Origin of the sequence: Promicromonospora sp. MS192, assembly GCF_049532985.1 — a bacterium.
Lineage (GTDB): Bacteria > Actinomycetota > Actinomycetes > Actinomycetales > Cellulomonadaceae > Promicromonospora.
This window is the reverse complement of the sequence record NZ_CP186693.1, coordinates 2567714-2587551: the sequence shown is the minus strand read 5'-3', so window position 1 is coordinate 2587551 and position 19838 is coordinate 2567714. Positions and strand designations below refer to the sequence as shown.

Here is a 19838-nt window from a genome sequence, read left to right as displayed (position 1 = left end):
AGGAGGGTTCTGGGTGGGGTGATTCGGGGGCAGTCGAAGATATGCGTCGCGACTTCGTGGCGGGCATTCCCCATGACCCGAGGTAACTGCTACGTTTGTCAGTACGTGGAGTGATAGTTCCGACATGCGAAATATCCGCTGAACCCTACCCGGCAGCGTGGCCGGTCTGGAGTCACCATGGACAACCTCGGCGTCCTCGCCCTGCTCGCTCTCCTCCCGATTCTCGTGGTCGGCACCCTGCTCCTCGGGTTCCGCTGGCCCGCCCGCACCGCCATGCCCGTCGGGCTCGCCGTCGTCGTGGTGATCGCTCTGTTCGCCTGGCGGATGTCACCGGTGGCCGTCGGCGCGTCCGTGGTGCAGGGGCTGCTCATCGCGGTGGGCCTGCTCTGGATCATCTTCGGCGCGCTGCTCATGCTGGAGACCCTGACCAAGAGCGGCGCGCTGCACACGATCCGGGCCGGGTTCACCACCATCAGCCCCGACCGGCGGGTCCAGGTGATCATCGTCGCCTGGCTGTTCGGGTCGTTCATCGAGGGTGCGGCCGGGTTCGGCACGCCGGCGGCCGTCGTCGCGCCGCTCCTCCTGGCGCTCGGGTTCCCCGCCGCGGCCGCCGTGATGGCGGGCCTCATCATCCAGTCCACGCCGGTGAGCTTCGGCGCCGTCGGGACGCCCATGCTGACCGGGCTCGGGACTGGGCTGGCCGACACGTCCGGCGCCCTGGCGCCCGAGGTACAGGCGCGCGCCGACGCGCTCGGGCTGGACCACCTGGGCTTCGTCGCCCACACCGCCACGCAGGTGGCGACCGTCCACGCCATCGTCGGCATCCTGGTGCCGCTCATCCTCGTCACGCTCATGTGCGGGTTCTACGGCGAGAAGCGGTCGTTCCGGGCCGGGCTCGCCGTCGCGCCGTTCGCCGTCTACGCGGCCCTCGCGATGATCGTGCCGTACGTGACCGTGGCCTACGTGCTGGGGCCGGAGTTCCCGTCGCTGCTCGGCGGGTTCCTCGGGCTGGTGCTGGTGATGTTCACGTCGTCCAAGGGCTTCCTCATGCCCAAGGACGTGTGGGACTTCCCACCGCGGGAACGCTGGAGCGACCGCTGGATGGGCACCGTGGACCCCACGCAGGAGGCGGCCACGCTGACCCGCAGCATGTCGATGGTGCGTGCCTGGTCCCCGTACGTGATCGTGGCGGCGCTGCTGCTCCTGACCCGGAACGTCCCCGCGATCAAGGAGTTCCTCACCGGCCCCGCCGTCATCGAGGTACCCGACATCTTCGGCACCGGGATCAGCCAGAACATGGACCTCCTCTACTCCCCGGGGGCGATCTTCCTGCTCGCGTGCCTGGTCACCTACGTGCTGCACGGCATGCGGCGGTCGCAGATCGCCGCCTCGTGGCGGGTCGCGGGCGCCCAGCTCGGCGGGGCGGCGTTCGCGCTGCTGTGCGCGGTGCCCCTGGTGCGCATCTTCATCAACTCCGGGCCCGACTTCAACGGGGCCGGGCTCGACTCGATGCCCGTCACGGTGGCCCAGGCGGCTGCCGACCTCGCCGGCCAGGGCTGGCCGATCGTGTCGCCGTTCATCGGTGCCCTGGGTGCGTTCGTAGCGGGGTCCAACACGGTGTCCAACATGATGTTCTCGCTGTTCCAGTTCAACACCGGCCTCGGCATCGGTGCGGCGTCGCCCGAGACCGTCGCCGCCCTGCAGGCCGTGGGCGGTGCGGCGGGCAACATGGTGGCCGTGCACAACGTCGTCGCGGCCGCCGCGACCGTGGGCCTGCTCGGCCGCGAGGGCGACCTCATCCGCAGGACGATCCTGCCGATGACCTACTACTGTCTCGCGGCGGGCGGGATCGGGTACCTGTGGATCTTCGGGCTCGGGTTCAACGCCGGACTGGTGGTGCTGCTGCTCGTCGTGGCGGCGCTGGTGGTGATCGGGGTGCGGATCGTGCGGACCCCGGACGCCTACAACCCGGAGGTGGTCCCGGCACGCGTGTGAGGCCGCCGGCAGCGCACGTCACAGCGTTCTGACCCTCGGAGACGGCTGCGCGCATGGGAGAATGTGCGGGCATCTGTCATCGAAGGGAACACCGTGAACGAAACGCCCCGTGACCAGGGGAACGACCGCGAGGGCGACCGCCGCGGCGAACGCAGGAGCGGCAGCCGGGCCGAGGGCCGGGGGCCCCGCCGCGACGAGCGCGGTGGAGACCGGGGCGGCCGGTACGACGGCGCTCGCGGCGGCTCGCGACGGTACGACGACGACCGTCCGCGGCGGACCTTCGACCGCGACGACCGTCCGCGTCGGGACGACCGTCCGGGCCGGGACGACCGCGGGGGCGACAGGTCCTTCGGGCGCGGTGACGACCGTCCGCGCCGCACCTCCGGCGAGCGGGGCGACGGCGACAGGGGCTACCGGGGCGGACGCGACGACCGCGGCGCCCGCGGTGACCGCCCGTACCGGGGCGGCGACGATCGTTCGGGCCGCTCCTACCAGGACCGGGACGGTCGTGGTGCGGGCCGTCCGGCACGCCGCGACGACGACCGGCCGCGTCGGTCGTTCGAGGATCGCGGTGGGGACCGTCCGCGTCGTGACGACCGGGTCGGTGACCGTCCCTTCCGTCGTGGGGACGACCGCCCGCGGCGTCTGTACGGCGACAGCGACGACCGTCCTCGCCGGTCGTACGGGGACGACCGTCCGCGTCGGTCGTTCGAGGACCGTGGTGGGGACCGTCCGCGTCGTGACGACCGGGTGGGTGACCGTCCGTTCCGCCGTGACGAGGATCGGCCGCGTCGCAGCTTCGACCGGGACGACCGTCCGCGTCGGTCGTTCGAGGACCGTGGTGGGGACCGTCCGCGTCGTGACGACCGGGTCGGTGACCGCCCGTTCCGCCGTCACGACGACCGCCCGCAGCGCTCGTACGGGGACCGGGACGACCGTCCGCGGCGCAGCTTCGAGCGCGACGACCGGCCGAGCCGCTCCTACGGGGACCGGGACGACCGCGGGCGGGACAACCGCGGGCGGGACGACCGTCCGCGCCGTTCGTTCGACGACCGGGGCGACCGGCCGCGTCGGGACAGTGGTGCGGGCGACCGTCCGTTCCGGCGTGACGATCGTCGTGACGACCGCCGGGGTGACGATCGTCGTGACGACCGCCGGGGTGACGACCGCCGGGGTGACGACCGCCGGGGTGACGATCGCCGGGGTGGCGACCGTCGTTTCGACCGGGGCAGTGACCGTCCCGCGCGCGGTCGTGACGACCGCGGCCGCGACGACCGCGACCGCCGGGACCATGACCGTCGGGACCATGACCGTCGGGACCAGGACCGCCGAGACCACGACGACCGTGCTCCGCGCGTCCCGGAACCGGAGATCGCCGACGACGTCTCGTTCGGTCAGCTCGACCGGGAGGCGCGCTCTCGCCTGCGTGGGCTGAGCAAGGAGCACGCCGAGCACGTCGGGCTGCACCTGGTGATGGCGGGCCGGCTGCTCGACGTCGACCCGGAGCGTGCGTACGAGCACGCACAGGTCGCGCTGCGGCACGCGGGCCGGATCGACATCGTCCGCGAGGCCGCAGGCCTGGCTGCCTACCGCACCAACCGGTTCGCGGAGGCGCTGCGCGAGCTGCGCACCGTCCGTCGGCTGAACGGCTCGTCCGAGCACCTGCCGATCATGGCCGACGCCGAACGCGGACTCGGCCGGCCCGAGCGTGCGCTCGCGCTCGCGGCGTCGGAGGAGGCCGCGTCGCTCGACGCGACCGGCCGGGTCGAGCTCGCCATCGTGGCGAGCGGCGCCCGGTCCGACCTGGGCGAGCACGACGCCGCCCTGGCCGTGCTCGACAAGATCGCTCCCGCGGACGCCCCGGGCGACCTCGGCCTGCGGGTGCTCCAGGCCCGTGCCGTGGCGCTGGAGGCCGCGGGCCGGGACGACGAGGCTGCGGCCCTGCTCGCGACGGTCGACAGCGAGGCGCTCGAACGCGCCATCGGTGCGACCGTCCCCGAGGAGGACATCACGGTGTTCGACGTCGAGGAGGACGCGGCGCTCGCCGAGGAGGAGTACGCCGCCGACCACCCGGAGGAGTTCGCGGCGGACGAGCCCGAGGATGCTGCCGAGGACGAGGACGAGGACGAGGACGAGGACGAGGACGAGGACGAGGGCTCGGCCGGTTCGCCGGGCTCCGCGGACTCGGCTGACTCCGCTGACTCCGCGGACTCGCCGGGTTCTGCGGACTCCGCTGACTCTGCGGACTCCGCCGATTCCGCGGACTCCGCCGATTCGCCGGACGATCAGGAGGACGACGAGGACGACGAGGACGACCTCGACGAGCCGCAGGCGGACGCCGTCGACGAACCGAGCGACCCCGAGTCTGACTTCGAGTCCGACCCTGAACCGAAGACGGACACGGAGCCGATCGCCGCGGAGCCCACCACGGACGTGAGTGCGGACGCCGCCTCGGGCGACCGGTCCGACGTCGGGCAGGAGAAGGCATGACGGGCGCGGGCGGACTGCTCGCGAGCGACGTCCCGCTCGCGACGGCGTACGACCTCGCGCTCGTCGATCTCGACGGCGTGGCCTACAAGGGGCATCTGCCCGTCGAGCACGCCTCGGCAAGCCTGACCGCCGCGCGGTCGGGCGGGATGCGCCTGGTGTTCGTGACGAACAACGCCTCGCGTGAGCCGGAGGACGTCGCGAGCCAGCTCACCGGCCTCGACATCCCGACCGAGCCGGCCGAGGTGATGACGGCGGCGCAGGCGTGCGCCGCGCTGCTGACCACCCGGCTGGATCCGGGGGCGAAGGTGCTGGTGGTGGGCGGCAAGGGGCTGGTGACCGCCGTCCGCGCGGCGGGCTTCACCGTGGTGGGGTCGGCGGACGACGATCCGGACGCCGTCGCGCAGGGCTATGCCCCCGAGGTCGGCTGGACCCAGCTCGCCGAGGCCGCGTACGCCGTGGGCCGCGGGGCGTGGCACGTGGCGAGCAACCTGGACCTCTCGCTGCCGACCGCGCGTGGTTTCGCGCCCGGGAACGGGGCGCTGGTCGCGGCTGTGCGGTCGGCGACGGGTGTCGTGCCCGACAGCGCGGGCAAGCCGTCGCCCACCATGTACCGGCTCGCGGTCGAGCGCGCCGAGGCCAGCCGTCCGCTGGTGATCGGCGACCGCCTCGACACCGACCTGGCCGGAGCCCGCGGCGGTGGGTACCCGGGACTGCACGTGCTGACCGGCGTCTCCACGGCGCGTGACGCGGTGCTGGCCGTGCCGGGGGAACGCCCGTCGTACCTGGCTGCGGACCTGCGGGCGCTCCTGGAGCCGCACGCGGCCCCGGCCCTGGTGGACGGCTGGCACGTCTGCGGTACGTCGGCCGCGCAGGTGGCCGACGGCGCTTTGCGGCTGGACGGCAGCGGGATCGACCTGGCCCGTGCCGCGTGCGCCGCGGCCTGGGCGGCCGTCGACGCGGGGGAGAAGCTGGACCCCTCGACGGTGCCCGAGCTCCCGGTCTGACGCGTACGGGCCGATACGTACGGGCCGACGGCGGCCCGGCGAGCCGGGTCGCCGGGCAGGTGGCCTCGCGGGCACTGGTCACTCGGTGTAGACGTTGTCGACGCAGAGTGACCTCGCCTCGCGGGGCAGGTGCGGTCCGGAGGTACGGGGCAGGTGTTCCGTGCTCCCGGGTTCTGTCGGGGGCGGCGGGTACCGTGTCAGGCAGGATGGTCAGGCAGGACGCAGGACCAGCCGTGCGCGGAGGCGGTGGGTCGACGGGCACGACGAGCACAGTTGGGCACGACGAGCACAGTGGAGCGTTGACGCACGATGGACGAGTTCTACGAGATCGAGGAACCCCTGGACCCGGCCGGTGCCCCGGCGGATGCCCAGGAGGGGGTCCGCGGCGCCCTCGACGCGCTCGACGGGCTCGACGAGCTGCCCCCGGCCGACCATGTCGCCCGGTTCGAGGCGGTCCACGACGCCCTGCGGGCGCACCTGAGCGGTGACGCCTGACGGTGGTGACGATGACAGCGAGCACACGGGTGGACGCGGAGCTGGTGCGCCGCGGGCTGGCCCGGTCCCGGCGGCATGCCGCGGAGCTCGTCGCCGCCGGGCGGGTGCGGGTCGCGGGACGCGCGGTGGTCAAGCCGTCGTCGGCGGTGGCGGACGGCGCCGACGTGGTGGTGGTGCCCGGCGCCGACCCCGAGCACGAGTTCGCCTCCCGGGCGGCGCTCAAGCTGGCCGGTGCCCTGGACGCGCTGGCCCGTGTGCCGGGCGGGCCGCAGGTCGAGGGTGCGTACTGCGCCGACCTCGGTGCGTCCACGGGCGGTTTCACCGACGTGCTGCTGCGGCGGGGGGCGGCGCACGTGGTCGCCGTCGACGTGGGGCACGACCAGCTCGTCCCCGCGCTGCGTCATGACGACCGCGTGACGGTGGTCGAGGGTCTCAACGTGCGTGACCTGACGCCGGACGACCTGGCCCGGTCCCCGGACCTCGTGGTCGCCGACCTCTCCTTCATCTCGCTCACCGTGGTGCTGCCGGCCGTCGCGGGCGTGCTGGAACCCGGCGCCCAGGCGCTGCTGATGGTCAAGCCGCAGTTCGAGGTCGGGCGCGAGCGGCTGGGCAGCGGTGGCGTGGTGCGTGACCCCGCGCTGCACGCCGACGCGGTGCGGACCGTGTCCCGGGCCGCTGCCGGATCGGGCCTGCGGACCCGTGCGGTCGTGCCGAGCCCCCTGCCCGGACCGAGCGGCAACCGTGAGTTCTTCCTGTGGCTGACACCCGGCCGGTCGGCGGACGCGGACCACGGAGCTGACGGAGACACGGACGGCGCGGTGGCCGACGCCGTCGCCGCGGCCGTGGCGTGGGATCCTGCCCAGGGTGGGCCCGCGGCGGTACCCGGTCACCCGCCGGAGCCGCCGGCCGTCGTCGTCGGGGAACGGGTGGACGAGCGAGAGGAGCGGGAGCCGTGACCAGGCGTGTGCTGATCGTGACCCATGGCGGGCGTCCCCAGGCGGTCGCGGCGCTGGCCGAGGCCCTGCGCGAGCTGAAGTCGGCGGGCTTCGAGTACACGCTGCACGACGACGCGCTGGCCGAGGAGTTCGGCGACCACATGGCCGCCAAGCGGGTCGCGGAGGGCGTGCACAACGCCGAGGTCGTCATGGTGCTGGGCGGTGACGGCACCATCCTGCGTGCCGCAGAGCTGACGCGGGGCACGGACGTGCCGCTGCTCGGCGTGAACCTGGGCCACGTGGGCTTTCTCGCGGAGTCCGAGCGGGAGGACCTGCGGGCCGCCGTGCAGCGCCTGGCCGCGCGGGACTACGAGGTCGAGGAGCGCGCGACGGTCGACGTGACCGTGCACCTGCCCGGCACGGCGGAGCCCGTGGTGGGCTGGGCCCTCAACGAGGCCACCGTGGAGAAGGCGACGCGCGACCGCATGCTGGAGGTGGCGATCGGGGTGGACGGCCGCCCGCTGCTGTCCTTCGGCTGCGACGGGGTCGTGATGGCCACGGCGACCGGCTCCACGGCGCACGCCTTCTCGGGCGGTGGCCCGGTGATCTGGCCCGACGTCGACGCCGTGCTCATGGTGCCGCTGTCCGCGCACGCGCTGTTCGCGCGGCCGCTCGTGATCGGCCCGAAGTCGCGGTACACGGTCGACGTGCTGCCGCAGTCGACGGTCGAGGGCGTGCTGACCTGTGACGGGCGCCGGGAGATCCGGCTGCCCCGCGGGTCTCGCGTCGTGGTGCGCCAGGGCGGTACCGTGCGCCTCGCACGCCTGTCCAACGCCCCGTTCACGGACCGGCTCGTGTCGAAGTTCAACCTGCCCGTGTCGGGCTGGCGGGACCGTGTCGGGTCGGGGCACGCGCAGGCGCAGGATGTACCTTCTGACCCAGCCGACACCACACCAGAGAACTAAGGAGTCAGGTGCTCGAGGAGATCGCTATCGAGAACCTGGGCGTCATCCGCTCGGCCCGGGTACCCCTGTCCGACGGCCTGACCGTCATCACGGGCGAGACGGGTGCCGGCAAGACGATGGTGCTCACGGGCCTCAACCTGCTCATGGGCGCCAAGGCGGACCCGCAGTCGGTGCGCCCGGGCGCGTCGTCGGCGGCGGTCGAGGGCCGCGTCCGCGTCTCGGGCCGGGACGCCGTGCTGGAACGCGTCGACGAGGCGGGCGGCGAGGTGGAGGACGACGGCACGGTCGTGATCCTGCGCACCATCGCCGACGGCCGGTCGCGTGCCCACCTGGGCGGGCGTGCCGTGCCCCAGGGCGTGCTCGCGGAGATCGCCGAGGACCTGTTCACCGTGCACGGCCAGGCCGACCAGCTCCGGCTGCGCACGGCGGCCAAGCAGCGGGACGCCCTGGACACCTTCGTGGGCCCGGCCCATCAGCGCGTCCTGGCGTCGTACCGCGCCGCGTGGACCGAACGCGGGGGGCTGCTCGCCGAGATCGCGGACCTGGAGGCGCGCGGCGCCGAGCGGGCACGCGAGGTCGAGCTGCTGCGGATCGGCCTGGAGGAGATCGAGCGGGTGGACCCCCAGTCGGGGGAGGACGCCGAGCTGCAGGCCCTGATCGAGCGGCTGTCCAACGCCGAGGGCCTGCGCACCGCGGCCACCGAGGCGCACGAGGCGGTGGCGGGCGAGGACGCCGAGGGAGCGCGCGAGAACGCGATCGCCCTGGTGGAGCGGGCGCGGCGTGCCCTGGAGTCCGCGGCGCACTCGGACGCGGCGCTCGGTGCGCTGGCCACCCGGTTCGCCGAGGTGGGCTACCTCCTGTCGGACGTGGCGACCGACGTGGCCGCCTACGTCGACGACCTGCAGGCGGACCCGGCGGGCCTGGAGACGGCGCACAACCGCATGGCGGAGCTGAACGCCCTGACCCGCTCCTACGGCGAGAGCATCGACGAGGTGCTGCAGTGGGCCAGCGACGCGGGCCTGCGCCTGCTCGACCTGGACGACGGCGGCGACCGGCTCGCCTCGATGCGGGACCGCGTGGCCGAGCTGGACGGCGAGCTGGCCCGGCTGGCAGAGATCCTCACCGCCGAGCGCACGCGGGGCGCGTCCGAGCTGGCCACGGCCGTCACGAACGAGCTGCACGGTCTGGCCATGGGCGGCGCCCACCTCGTGGTCTCGGTGCAGCCGCTGGAGGAACCGGGGCCGTTCGGCGCCGACCAGGTGACGTTCCTCCTGGTGCCGCACCCCGGGGCGCCCGAGCGGCCGCTCGGCAAGGGGGCCTCGGGCGGTGAGCTCTCCCGGGTGATGCTCGCGCTGGAGGTGGCGCTGGCGACGTCCGGCGGTGCCGCGGCCGAGCGCACGGCGGACACGCCGCGCAGCACGTTCGTCTTCGACGAGGTCGACGCCGGCGTCGGCGGCCGTGCCGCCGTCGAGGTGGGCCGCCGCCTGGCGCAGCTCGGCCGCAGCACCCAGGTGGTCGTCGTGACCCACCTGGCGCAGGTCGCGGCGTTCGCGGACGCGCACCTGGTGGTCACCAAGAGCTCCGACGAGGACGCCGCAGATGACGGGATGATCACGGTCACCGGGGTGCGTGAGGTGACCGCGGACGCCCGGGTCCGCGAGCTGGCGCGGATGCTGTCCGGCCAGGACGACTCGGAGACGGCGCGTACCCACGCGCTGGAGCTCCTGGAGTCCTCGGTCGTGGGACGATAGAGCGGATGAAGCTGATCTCCCGACCCGACAAGCGCGCCGACAAGGGCCCGTCGAAGAGCGCCGACGCCGACGAGGCGACCGTCCCCGGAGCTGCCGTGCACGGGCCCGCCCGGATCGGGGCCCGCACGAAGGAGCTGACCGCCCGGCTCAACCCGGGCGACGTCGCCGTGATCGACCACGTGGACATCGACCGTGTCGCCGCGGACGCGCTGGTCTCCGCGGCACCCGTGGCCGTCCTGAACGCTGCCCCGTCGACCTCGGGCCGGTACCCCAACACGGGCCCGAACATCCTGGTCGAGGCCGGGATCGTCCTGGTGGACGACCTGGGCCCCTCGATCATGGGGATCGACGAGCACGCGGACGTCGCGATCGTGGGCGGCGAGGTCGTCGTGGGCGGCGAGGTCGTGGCGCAGGGGACCTACCAGACGCCCCGGACCGTCGCCGAGAGCATGACGGCCGCGCGCGAGGGCCTGTCGGCCGAGATCGAGCGGTTCGCCGAGAACACCATGACGTACCTGCGCCGCGAGCGGGACCTCCTGCTGGACGGAGTCGGCGTGCCCGACATCCGGACCCCGATCGCGGGCCGGCAGGTGCTGATCGTGGTGCGCGGCTACCACTACCGGGAGGACCTCGCCCTGCTGCGGTCCTACATCCGGGAGAACTCGCCGGTGCTCATCGGCGTCGACGGCGGTGCGGACGCGATCATCGACGCGGGCTGGCAGCCCGACATGATCGTGGGCGACATGGACTCCGTCTCCGATCGGGCGCTGGCCTGCGGTGCCGAGATCGTGGTGCACGCCTACCGCGACGGCAAGGCCCCGGGGCTGGAGCGCGTGAAGGCGCTGGGTGTGGACCCGGTCGTCTTCCCGGCGACCGGCACCAGCGAGGACATCACGATGCTGCTCGCCGACGACAAGGGTGCCGAGCTCATCGTCGCCGTCGGCACGCACGCGACGCTCGTCGAGTTCCTCGACAAGGGTCGTGCCGGCATGGCCTCGACGTTCCTCACCCGCCTGCGCGTCGGGGGCAAGCTCGTGGACGCCAAGGGCGTCTCGCAGCTGTACCGGACGCGGATCTCGAACACCCAGCTCACGCTGCTGTCGGCGGCGGGAGTCGCCGCCGTGCTCGCGGCCCTGGCCTCGACCTCGGCGGGGCAGACCTTCTTCGGACTGATCGGGGCGCGCTTCGACGACGTCGTCTCCTGGATCAGTCACCTCTTCGGCGGCTGACCCGTCCGGAGCCCGCTCCAGGACACCCTGCCGCCCCGACCTCTGCCGGGCGCCGACCGCCCGGACCATGCCTAAGGACCTCTCCGTACCGTGATCGACTTCCGATACCACCTCGTCTCGCTCATCTCCGTCTTCCTCGCCCTCGCGGTCGGCATCATCCTCGGTGCCGGACCCCTCCAGGGGGCGATCGGGGAGACCCTGACGGAACAGGTGGACGCGCTGCGCGCCGAGCGCACCGACCTGCGCACCGAGCTGGACTCCACGCAGACCGCGCTGGACGGCGACGAGCGCTTCATCGAGGCGGTGGGTACCCAGATCGTCCCCGGCTCCCTGGAGGGGGACCGGGTGGCCGTCGTGCAGCTCGCGGACGTCTCCGAGGACACCCAGGAGGGCGTGCTCGCCCAGCTCGAGACCGCGGGCGCCAGCGTCGTGTCCACGACGGTGCTGACGGACGCCTGGACCGACACGGCTGACGAGTCGTCCCGCGAGACCGTCGCCGACGGCCTGCGTGCGAACCTCGGCGACGACGCCCCCGAGGACGACGACGCCGGCACGACGCTCGGCACCGCCCTGGCCCTCGCCCTCACGGGCAGCGAGGGCGGCGGCCCCGGGCGCAGCGCACAGGCGACGGACCTGGAGGCGCAGCTCGAGCGGTTCGGCTTCGTGGAGCCGGGCGACGACCAGACCGAGGCCGCGCAGGCCGTGCTGCTCCTCGTGGGCGCGGCCGGGCAACCCCAGGAGACGGCCGACGGCGCCACCGAGGAGGCGGAGCCGGCCCCGGACACCTGGACCGCCGTGACGCGCGCGGTGCAGCAGGTCTCGGGCGCGGCGGTGCTCGCCGGGCCGACGGAGGACCCGGGCGACGTCGTCCAGGCCGTGCGCGAGGACGAGGAGATCGCCGCCGAGGTCACCACCGTGAGCGGCATCGGCCGGCTCACGGGCCGGATCACCGTGCCGCTCGCGATCGCCGCACGCCTCGACGGCACCGTGGGCCAGTACGGTCTGGAGGAGGACGCGACGGCGGTCCTGCCGCCCGCCCCGGCCGGCGCCGGGCCCGAGTAGCACCACCGCACGGACAGCACGACAACCGACAGACAACCGAGACCGACCGAGGGGTAGTCATGGGGGCAGGCAGGTTCATCCTGGCCGGCGTCGTCGCGGGAGCCGCGACGGTGCTCGCGCGCCGCAAGCTCGACGAGAAGGTGGCCGCCGGAGGGCTCGGCGGCCCCTCGACGTGGACGCGGACCAACCATCGCGGCGAGCCCATCAGCCTGCTGGAGGGCCCCGCGGTCGCCGCGGGCCTCGTCGCGGGCGCGGCCGTCGGGGGCGGAAACGCACCCGGGGCGACCGCGCTGGCCACGGCGGCGGCCGGCGGCTTCGGCCTGGTCGACGACTTCGCCGAGGACACGTCCGAGCGCACCAAGGGCCTGCGGGGCCACCTCGGCGCCCTCGCACAGGGCCGCCTGACCACCGGCGGGCTCAAGGTGCTCGGCATCTCCGGCTCGGCGCTCGTCGCCGCGGCCGTGGGCACGCGACGCACGGGCGGCGCCTTCGGCCACCTGGTCGACGTCGGCCTCAACGGCGCGCTCATCGGCGGCACCGCGAACCTCGTCAACCTCTTCGACCTGCGACCCGGCCGCGCCCTGAAGGTCGGTGCGGCGGCGAGCCTGGCGCTCGCGCCCACCGGCGCGGGTGCCACCGGCGCCGTCCTGGGAGCCGCGGCCGCGGCCGCCCCCGGCGACCTGGGGGAGCGGGACATGCTGGGCGACGGCGGCGCCAACGCCCTGGGTGCGCTGGTCGGCAGCCAGATCGCCTTCGGTGCGCCCCGCGCCGTCCGGTGGGCGGCGCTCGCGGGCGTCGTCGGTCTCATGCTGGCGTCGGAGAAGGTCAGCTTCTCCAAGGTCATCGCCGGGAACGAGTGGCTGAACCGGATCGACATGCTCGGCCGGCGGCCGGCCGCGGCGCCGGCCGACGAGCCGCTCGCGGCGAGCCCGGACACCGAGCCCGCCGCTGAGCCCGCCATCGAGAGCGGCGTCCGCTCGACCTCCGCCTCCGACCCCATGGCCTCCCCGGGCGCGTGAGCAGGTTCTCCAGCCTGGCGAGCGCCGCGCTGCTCGTCACGGTCGTCACCCTCGCCAGCCGCATCGTCGGCTTCGGCCGCTGGCTCGCGCAGGGCGCATGGCTCGGGTCCGACGGCGTCGGGACGGTCTTCAACTCCGCCAACCAGCTCCCCAACCTGCTGTTCGAGGTCGCGGCGGGCGGTGCGCTCGCGGGCGCCGTCGTGCCGTTGCTGGCCGGGCCGCTGAGCCGGGCCCTGCTGCCCGCGGACGGCGAGCAGGACTCCGCCGCCGCGAAGGAGCAGGCCTCGCGGACCGCGTCCGCGCTGCTGGGCTGGACGCTGGTCGTGCTGATCCCGCTCGCCGGGCTCATGGCGCTCCTGGCGCGCCCGATCATCGGCCTGACCGGTCTGGACGACCCGGTGCACGCCGACGTCGCCACGAGCTTCCTGCGGGTGTTCGCGGTGCAGGTTCCCCTCTACGGGCTGGCCGTCGTGCTGGGCGGCATCCTGCAGGCGCACAAGCGGTTCTTCTGGCCCACGTTCGCACCGCTGGTCTCCAGCCTCGTGGTGATCGTGGTCTACGCGGTCTTCGGCGCCCTGGCGCACGGCGACCAGCAGGACGTCGCGGCGCTGTCCGGCCGGGCGCTGGACTGGCTGGCATGGGGTACCACCGTGGGCGTGCTGTTCCTCGCGCTGCCGCTCGCGGTGCCCGTCTGGCGCACCGGGCTGCGGCTGCGGCCCACGCTGCGCTTCCCGGGCGGCGAGGGTCCCCGCGCCGCGCGCCTGGCCTTCGCGGGCGTGGGCGCGCTGGTGGCGCAGCAGGTCTCGATCTTCCTCACGCTGCGCGCGGCCAACGCGGCCGGCGGGGACGGCACGCTGTCGGTCTACCTGTACGCCCAGCAGGTCTACCTGCTGCCCTACGCGGTCCTTGCGTTCCCGATCGCGACCAGCGCCTTCCCGCACTTCGCGGAGCACGCGTCGGCCGGGCGCCTCCCGGAGCTGCGCGCGCTCGTCGCGCGCACCACGCGCACCCTGCTGCTGGTCACGTCGCTCGGTGTGGCGGCGCTCGTCGCGGCCGCCCCGTACGTCGAGCGGGTCTTCGACCTCATCGTCCGGGGCGACGCGCCCGGCATGGCGGCGGGGCTCATGGCGATGGCACCGGGCCTGGTGGGATTCGCCCTGATCCTGCACCTGTCGCGGGCGCTGTACGCCGTCGACCACGGCCGGGCGGCGGTGGTCGCGACGGCGAGCGGCTGGGGCGTGGCCGCCCTCGGGGCGGCCGTGGTGCCGCTGCTGTTCGCCGCGCGGGACCCGGGTGAGCTGCTGCGCATCGAGGTCATGGCCGCCCTCGGCGCGGTCAGCACGGTGGCCATGGTGGTGGCCGGCCTCGGGCTGCTCCTGGCCGTCCGCCGGCACCTCGGCCCGGAGGCGCTGGACGGCGTCTGGCGGGCGCTGGGCGCGCTGGTCGTGGCCACGGCGCTGGGAGCCGCTGCCGGTCTCCTGGCGGCCTGGTGGCAGGCCGGGCGGCCGTCGGGATGGTTGACGACCGTGCCCGCGGCCGAGACGGAGTTCGACGGCCCCGCGTTCGCCGCCGACCTGGGCCTCGGGCTCGCCGTCGGCCTGCTGGCGGCCCTGGTCGCACTGCTGGTCGCGGTGCTGCTGGACCGCGACCTGCGCACCGCCGTGGGGCCGGTCGTGCGCACGATGTGGAGGAAGTTCTCCCGAAGGGCCTGACTTAGCGAGCGCGCCGGGCTCGACAGGAGCACACTCGACGGAACCGCACCGAAGATCCCCACGTGGTGGGCGCGTGTGCCGGTCGTTACACCACCGGCACGCCATACCTCGTTTAGGATGGAGTTCCGTGGTCGAACACCGAAGCAGTCTCCAGTCCCGTCATCGGTCCGGCGCCTCGACGCCGACCAAGCACATCTTCGTCACCGGTGGTGTGGCGTCCTCTCTCGGCAAGGGACTGACGGCGTCATCGCTCGGTCGCCTGCTCCGCTCCCGTGGCCTGAGCGTCACGATGCAGAAGCTGGATCCCTACCTGAACGTGGATCCCGGCACCATGAACCCGTTCCAGCACGGTGAGGTCTTCGTCACCGAGGACGGCGCGGAGACCGACCTCGACATCGGGCACTACGAACGGTTCCTCGACGTCGAGCTGCCCGCGTCCTCGAACGTGACGACCGGCCAGGTGTACTCCCGCGTCATCGCGAAGGAGCGCCGCGGTGAGTACCTGGGCGACACCGTGCAGGTCATCCCGCACATCACCGACGAGATCAAGTTCCGGATGCGCGAGCAGGCCTCCGACGACGTCGACGTGATCATCACCGAGATCGGCGGCACCGTCGGCGACATCGAGTCGCAGCCCTTCCTGGAGTCGGCCCGCCAGGTGCGGCACGAGCTCGGCCGCGACAACGTGTTCTTCCTGCACGTGTCGCTGGTGCCGTACATCGGGCCGTCGGGCGAGCTGAAGACCAAGCCGACCCAGCACTCCGTGGCCGCGCTGCGCTCCATCGGCATCCAGCCCGACGCGATCGTGCTGCGCTCCGACCGCGTGGTGCCCGAGGGCATCAAGAACAAGATCGCGCTCATGTGCGATGTCGACAACGAGGCCGTCATCAACTGCGCCGACGCGCCCTCGATCTACGACATCCCGCGCGTCATCCACGCCGAGGGTCTGGACGCGTACGTGGTGCGCCGCCTGGGCATGCCGTTCCACGACGTCGACTGGGACGGCTGGAGCCGCCTCCTGGAGCGCGTGCACGAGCCCGAGCACACCGTCGAGGTCGCGCTGGTGGGCAAGTACATCGACCTGCCGGACGCGTACCTGTCGGTGACCGAGGCGCTGCGTGCCGGCGGCTTCGCGAACGACGCCAAGGTGCGGATCCGCTGGGTCGCCGCCGACGACTGCCAGACTCCCCAGGGCGCGCAGGCGTCGCTGCGGGGCGTCGACGCGGTGCTGGTGCCGGGCGGCTTCGGCGTGCGCGGCATCGACGGCAAGGTCGGGGCGCTGCGCTGGTCGCGCGAGAACCTGGTGCCGACTCTCGGCATCTGCCTGGGTCTGCAGTCGATGGTCATCGAGTACGCCCGCAACGTGCTGGGCTGGGAGGACGCCTCGTCCACCGAGTTCCACCCCGCGAGCAGCCACCCCGTCGTGGCCACGATGGCCGAGCAGAAGGCGATCGTGGAGGGCGAGGGTGACATGGGCGGCACCATGCGCCTGGGTGCGTACGAGGCGTCGCTGGCGGCCGGGTCGGTGGTCGCGAAGGCCTACGGCAGCGAGAAGGTCTCCGAGCGGCACCGGCACCGCTACGAGGTGAACAACGCCTACCGCGGCGACCTGGAGGAGGCCGGCCTGCTGATCTCGGGGACGTCGCCCGACTCGTCGCTCGTGGAGTTCGTGGAGCTCCCGGCGGAGACCCACCCGTACTTCGTGGCCACCCAGGCGCACCCCGAGTTCAAGTCGCGCCCCACGCGGGCGCACCCGCTGTTCGCGGGCCTGATCGCGGCCGCGCTCGAGAAGCGGTCGTCATGAGCACCGAAACCGGCTCGGACGTCAGCTCGGACATCAGCTCGGACGAGGTCACCGACGTCATCGACCCGCGTCCCGCGCGGCGGCTCGACGTGCCGTTCCAGGGCTTCGTGGTGGACATGGTCTCCGACGAGGTCGACCTGGGCGAGGCGGGCGGCATCGTCCGCCGCGAGTACGTCGACCACCCGGGTGCGGTGGTCGTCGTGGCGCTCACCGACGACGGCGACGTGCTGCTGCTGCGCCAGTACCGGCACCCGGTCGGCGCCTTCCTCTGGGAGGCGCCCGCCGGCCTGCTCGACCTCGACGGGGAGGACCCGCACGTCGCCGCCGCCCGGGAGCTGGCCGAGGAGGCGGACATGAACGCCGCCACCTGGGACGTGCTTCTGGACCTGCTGCCCACCCCGGGCGGCAGCAACGAGGCCGTGCGCGTCTACCTGGCCCGCGGCCTCACCCCGGTGCCCGACGAGGACCGGCACGTCCGTGAGGCCGAGGAGGCCGACATGGTCGTGGTGCCGGTGCCGCTGGAGGAGGCCGCGGCGCTCGCGCTCGCGGGCAGGCTGCACAACGCCGCGACGATCGCGGGCGTGCTCGCGGCCGCGATCGGGCGGGCCTCGGACTGGGAGACGCTGCGCCCGGTCGACGCTCCCTGGGAGTACCGCAAGAACTGAGCGCCTGGGGCCTGGGGTGCCGGGTGCTGTCGTGAGCTCGGTCAGATGCGGGCGCGGATTCCGCGGGTTCGGTCGGTTGCTCCGAGTTCGGTCCATCCACGGACCGAACTCGCGGCAACTGACCGAACGTGCCTGGTGGGCTGCGGCAACTGACCGAACGTGCCTGGTGGGCTGCGGCAACTGACCGAACGTGCCTGGTGGGCTGCGGCAACTGACCGAACGTGCCTGGTGGGCCGGGGCAACTGACCGAACGTGTCTGTCGGGCCGGGGGCAACCGACCGAACGTGTCTGGCCGGCCCCAGCAACCGACCGAACGTGCCTGGCCCGCCGGACGCGAGCCGGGGGCTCCGGTCAGCCGCGCGGGTCGCGTACCAGACGTGTCATAACGACGTCACCGCGCTGCGCTATTCTCCCCGCGTGACCAGCGAACCCGACATGCTTCCCAACGTCTCGTCCCTCCCGGCGTGGCTCGTCCCGTCCGTCTACCTCAACTGGTCCGAGGACTGGCTGGGCGAGGCGGTGGCGATCGCGAGCCGCAGCCACGAGCACCGCCTGCCCGGTGGCGCGGACGGCCCGCAGCGCGGCGACGTCGTCGTCACCGTCGTGGGCTCCGAACCGGGCATCGTCGCCGCGGTGGAGCTCATGGGCGCCAGCCAGGGTGAGGACTGGGTCAGCGACGAGGTCTTCGGCCCCGACAAGCCCGTGGTGTGGGACGACCTCTTCAACGGCGCCGCCGCCTACGCGCGCTCGTCCGGCTGGCTGCCGCAGGAGCACGCGCGCCTGGTGCTCGACGGCATCGCCCACCAGTACAAGCACGGCGCCACCGGCACGCTCGACGCCGGCAACTGCGAGACCGGCGAGCTCTCGCCCAACCTGCACGTGCTGCGCCTGCTGGGGCACAAGCAGGTCTCGGGTGCCGACCTGCGCCGCGAGGAGCGCTGCGCGTCGTGCGAGCGGTTCGTCGACGTCATGCAGCTGCACCCCCACGACGACGGCGCCCACACCGGCCAGACCGGCGAGCGCCCGCTGGCGGAGCTGATCGAGCAGACGTTCCTCGTGTGCGCCCCGTGCCACGCTCTGCTGCACCCGCACCCCGTGCTGTCGCAGCGTGCGCAGATGCGCCCCGCCTGCCCGTCGTGCGGCCAGCGCGGCGCCACCAAGCGGATCGTGTGGGGCCAGTCGGCCGACGCGGCGCGGCTCGAGCCGGACGTCGTCTACGGCGGGTTCGACACCCCGGTCCCGACGCCGGACTGGTACTGCCCGGAGTGCTACGCGAACTTCTCGTCGGGCGCCGTGGCGCAGCGTGCGCTGGGCGACCTGCCCGAGCCGGTGCCGGCGGGCGTGGGCGCCGTCGGCACGCCCGCGAACGGCGAGGACCTCTGGACGCCCGAGGTCTGAGCCCTTGGCGCGCGGGTCAGACCCTCGGCCGCTCCGGCGGGCCGGGGGTCTGACCCGTGCGCGACCCCGTTGTCGCGGGGGCATGGACGGAACCGCAGGGGTGACCCGTTCCTTGGTCGAGGAGGCCTCATGAGCAGGAGCGCGATCGTCGTCGGGGCCGGGATCGCGGGGCTGACCGCGGCCAACGCTCTGCTGCGGTGCGGGTGGGACGTGCGGGTGCTGGAACGTTCGCCGCAGCCGCGCACCACGGGCGCCGGAATCGTGCTGCTCGCCAACGCCCTGCGTGGGCTGGACGCCGCCGGGGTGGGCGACGCCGTCCGTGCGGTGGGTCAGCGGGCGTACCCCGGCACGCTGCGGGACGGCGCGGGCCGGGCGCTCGTGCAGGTCTCGGCCGAGGAGATCGCGGCGCGTCTGGGCACCGTGGCGGTGGCCCTCCACCGTCCGCGCCTCCAGCAGGCGCTGCTCGACGGCCTGGGCGACGTGTCCGTCACCTATGGCGCGGTGGCGGTGGACGTCGACCCGGGCGACATGGCCCGGCCCGCCGTCGTGACGCTGGCGGACGGCGCAACGCTGAGCGCCGATCTCGTGGTCGCCGCCGACGGCGTCCGCTCGCGCCTGCGGGCCGCCGTCGCTCCGGACGCCGCGCAACCTGTCTACGTCGGGTCGACCACGTGGCTCGCCGTGCTCGACAACCCCGGCGTCACCGAGATGTCGCAGACATGGGGACCCGGTGGCGAGGTCGGCCTGATCCCGCTCGGCGACGGACGGCTGTACTGGTACGCGACCCAGGTCGGACCCGCGGGCCGGGCCACCGGCGCTGCCGCCGCGGACCTGGCGTCGGCCCGGGACGCGTTCGCACGCTGGCACGACCCGATCCCTCAGGTGCTGGCGGTGACGGCGCCGGAACAGGTGCAGCAGCTCGACCTGTACGGCTTGCCCCGGCCTCTTCCGCGCATGGTCCGCGGTCGGGTCGCCCTCGCGGGCGACGCCGCGCACGCCATGCCGCCCAACGTGGGCCAGGGCGGCTGCCAGGGTATCGAGGACGGCGTGGTGCTGGCGGCCTCGGTGTCCCGCACAGGCTCCGTGGTCGACGGTCTCGCGGAGTACGAACGCGTCCGGCGCCCCCGGACCTCCGATGTGCTGCGGGCGGCCTGGGCCAGCGCCCGGATCGGGGAGCAGCTGAGCAACCGTGCCCTGGTGGGGCTGCGGAACACCGTGCTGAAGGCGCTGCCCGCCCGGGTCATGCTCGACGGCATGTCGCGGTTCGCGAGCTGGACGCCGCCCGCCCTGCCCTGACGGCCGGCACCGCGCCGA

General features: G+C 73.8%; 16 protein-coding genes. 15 read left to right on the top strand and 1 reads right to left on the bottom strand.

Annotated features, from left to right (window positions below; all coding sequences use genetic code 11):
- The first annotated feature begins 177 nt into the window (after positions 1-177).
- The gene (locus ACO229_RS11720; protein ID WP_397433547.1) at positions 178-1995 is read left to right on the top strand and encodes an L-lactate permease; all 1818 of its coding nucleotides are present in this window, start codon (positions 178-180) and stop codon (positions 1993-1995) included.
- Positions 1996-2013: 18 nt separating this feature from the next.
- Here ACO229_RS11720 and ACO229_RS11715 read toward each other — a convergent pair whose 3' ends face one another.
- Entirely contained in the window at positions 2014-3516 is a 1503-nt protein-coding gene (locus tag ACO229_RS11715; protein WP_423465031.1) for a hypothetical protein, read from the bottom strand.
- Here ACO229_RS11715 and ACO229_RS11710 point away from each other — a divergent pair.
- From ACO229_RS11710 to ACO229_RS11645, 14 genes are all read left to right on the top strand, one after another.
- Positions 3469-4485, top strand: a complete 1017-nt coding sequence (locus ACO229_RS11710) for a hypothetical protein (protein ID WP_423465030.1) — start codon at positions 3469-3471, stop codon at positions 4483-4485. The genes ACO229_RS11715 and ACO229_RS11710 overlap by 48 nt on opposite strands.
- The gene (locus ACO229_RS11705) at positions 4482-5489 is read left to right on the top strand and encodes an HAD-IIA family hydrolase (RefSeq protein WP_423465029.1); all 1008 of its coding nucleotides are present in this window, start codon (positions 4482-4484) and stop codon (positions 5487-5489) included. The genes ACO229_RS11710 and ACO229_RS11705 overlap by 4 nt, the downstream gene beginning before the upstream one ends.
- Before the next feature lie 309 nt (positions 5490-5798).
- Positions 5799-5984: a hypothetical protein gene (locus ACO229_RS11700; protein ID WP_397415232.1), complete on the top strand. Its 186-nt coding sequence runs from the start codon at positions 5799-5801 to the stop codon at positions 5982-5984.
- Positions 5985-5995: 11 nt separating this feature from the next.
- Positions 5996-6940, top strand: coding sequence for a TlyA family RNA methyltransferase (locus tag ACO229_RS11695; protein ID WP_397433543.1), 945 nt, complete (start codon positions 5996-5998; stop codon positions 6938-6940).
- Positions 6937-7884 (top strand): NAD kinase, encoded by a 948-nt coding sequence (locus ACO229_RS11690; RefSeq protein ID WP_397415237.1) that lies wholly within the window; start codon positions 6937-6939, stop codon positions 7882-7884. The genes ACO229_RS11695 and ACO229_RS11690 overlap by 4 nt, the downstream gene beginning before the upstream one ends.
- Positions 7885-7892: 8 nt before the next feature.
- A complete protein-coding gene (recN, locus tag ACO229_RS11685; RefSeq protein WP_397415239.1) occupies positions 7893-9635 on the top strand; it encodes a DNA repair protein RecN in 1743 nt (580 codons plus the stop codon).
- A gap of 5 nt (positions 9636-9640) precedes the next feature.
- The gene (steA, locus tag ACO229_RS11680) at positions 9641-10864 is read left to right on the top strand and encodes a putative cytokinetic ring protein SteA (protein WP_423465028.1); all 1224 of its coding nucleotides are present in this window, start codon (positions 9641-9643) and stop codon (positions 10862-10864) included.
- A 90-nt stretch (positions 10865-10954) separates the two neighbouring features.
- Complete coding sequence (locus tag ACO229_RS11675; protein WP_423465027.1) at positions 10955-11926, top strand: copper transporter; 972 nt, start codon at positions 10955-10957, stop codon at positions 11924-11926.
- A gap of 59 nt (positions 11927-11985) precedes the next feature.
- The gene (locus ACO229_RS11670; RefSeq protein WP_423465026.1) at positions 11986-12945 is read left to right on the top strand and encodes a hypothetical protein; all 960 of its coding nucleotides are present in this window, start codon (positions 11986-11988) and stop codon (positions 12943-12945) included.
- Positions 12942-14657 (top strand): murein biosynthesis integral membrane protein MurJ, encoded by a 1716-nt coding sequence (murJ, locus tag ACO229_RS11665; RefSeq protein ID WP_423465025.1) that lies wholly within the window; start codon positions 12942-12944, stop codon positions 14655-14657. The genes ACO229_RS11670 and murJ overlap by 4 nt, the downstream gene beginning before the upstream one ends.
- A gap of 127 nt (positions 14658-14784) precedes the next feature.
- The gene (locus tag ACO229_RS11660) at positions 14785-16461 is read left to right on the top strand and encodes a CTP synthase (RefSeq protein ID WP_397415249.1); all 1677 of its coding nucleotides are present in this window, start codon (positions 14785-14787) and stop codon (positions 16459-16461) included.
- Entirely contained in the window at positions 16458-17126 is a 669-nt protein-coding gene (locus ACO229_RS11655) for an NUDIX domain-containing protein (RefSeq protein WP_423465024.1), read from the top strand. The genes ACO229_RS11660 and ACO229_RS11655 overlap by 4 nt, the downstream gene beginning before the upstream one ends.
- A gap of 417 nt (positions 17127-17543) precedes the next feature.
- Positions 17544-18524: a hypothetical protein gene (locus tag ACO229_RS11650; protein WP_397415254.1), complete on the top strand. Its 981-nt coding sequence runs from the start codon at positions 17544-17546 to the stop codon at positions 18522-18524.
- A 129-nt stretch (positions 18525-18653) separates the two neighbouring features.
- Complete coding sequence (locus tag ACO229_RS11645; protein ID WP_423465023.1) at positions 18654-19820, top strand: FAD-dependent monooxygenase; 1167 nt, start codon at positions 18654-18656, stop codon at positions 19818-19820.
- The last annotated feature ends 18 nt before the right edge of the window (positions 19821-19838 follow it).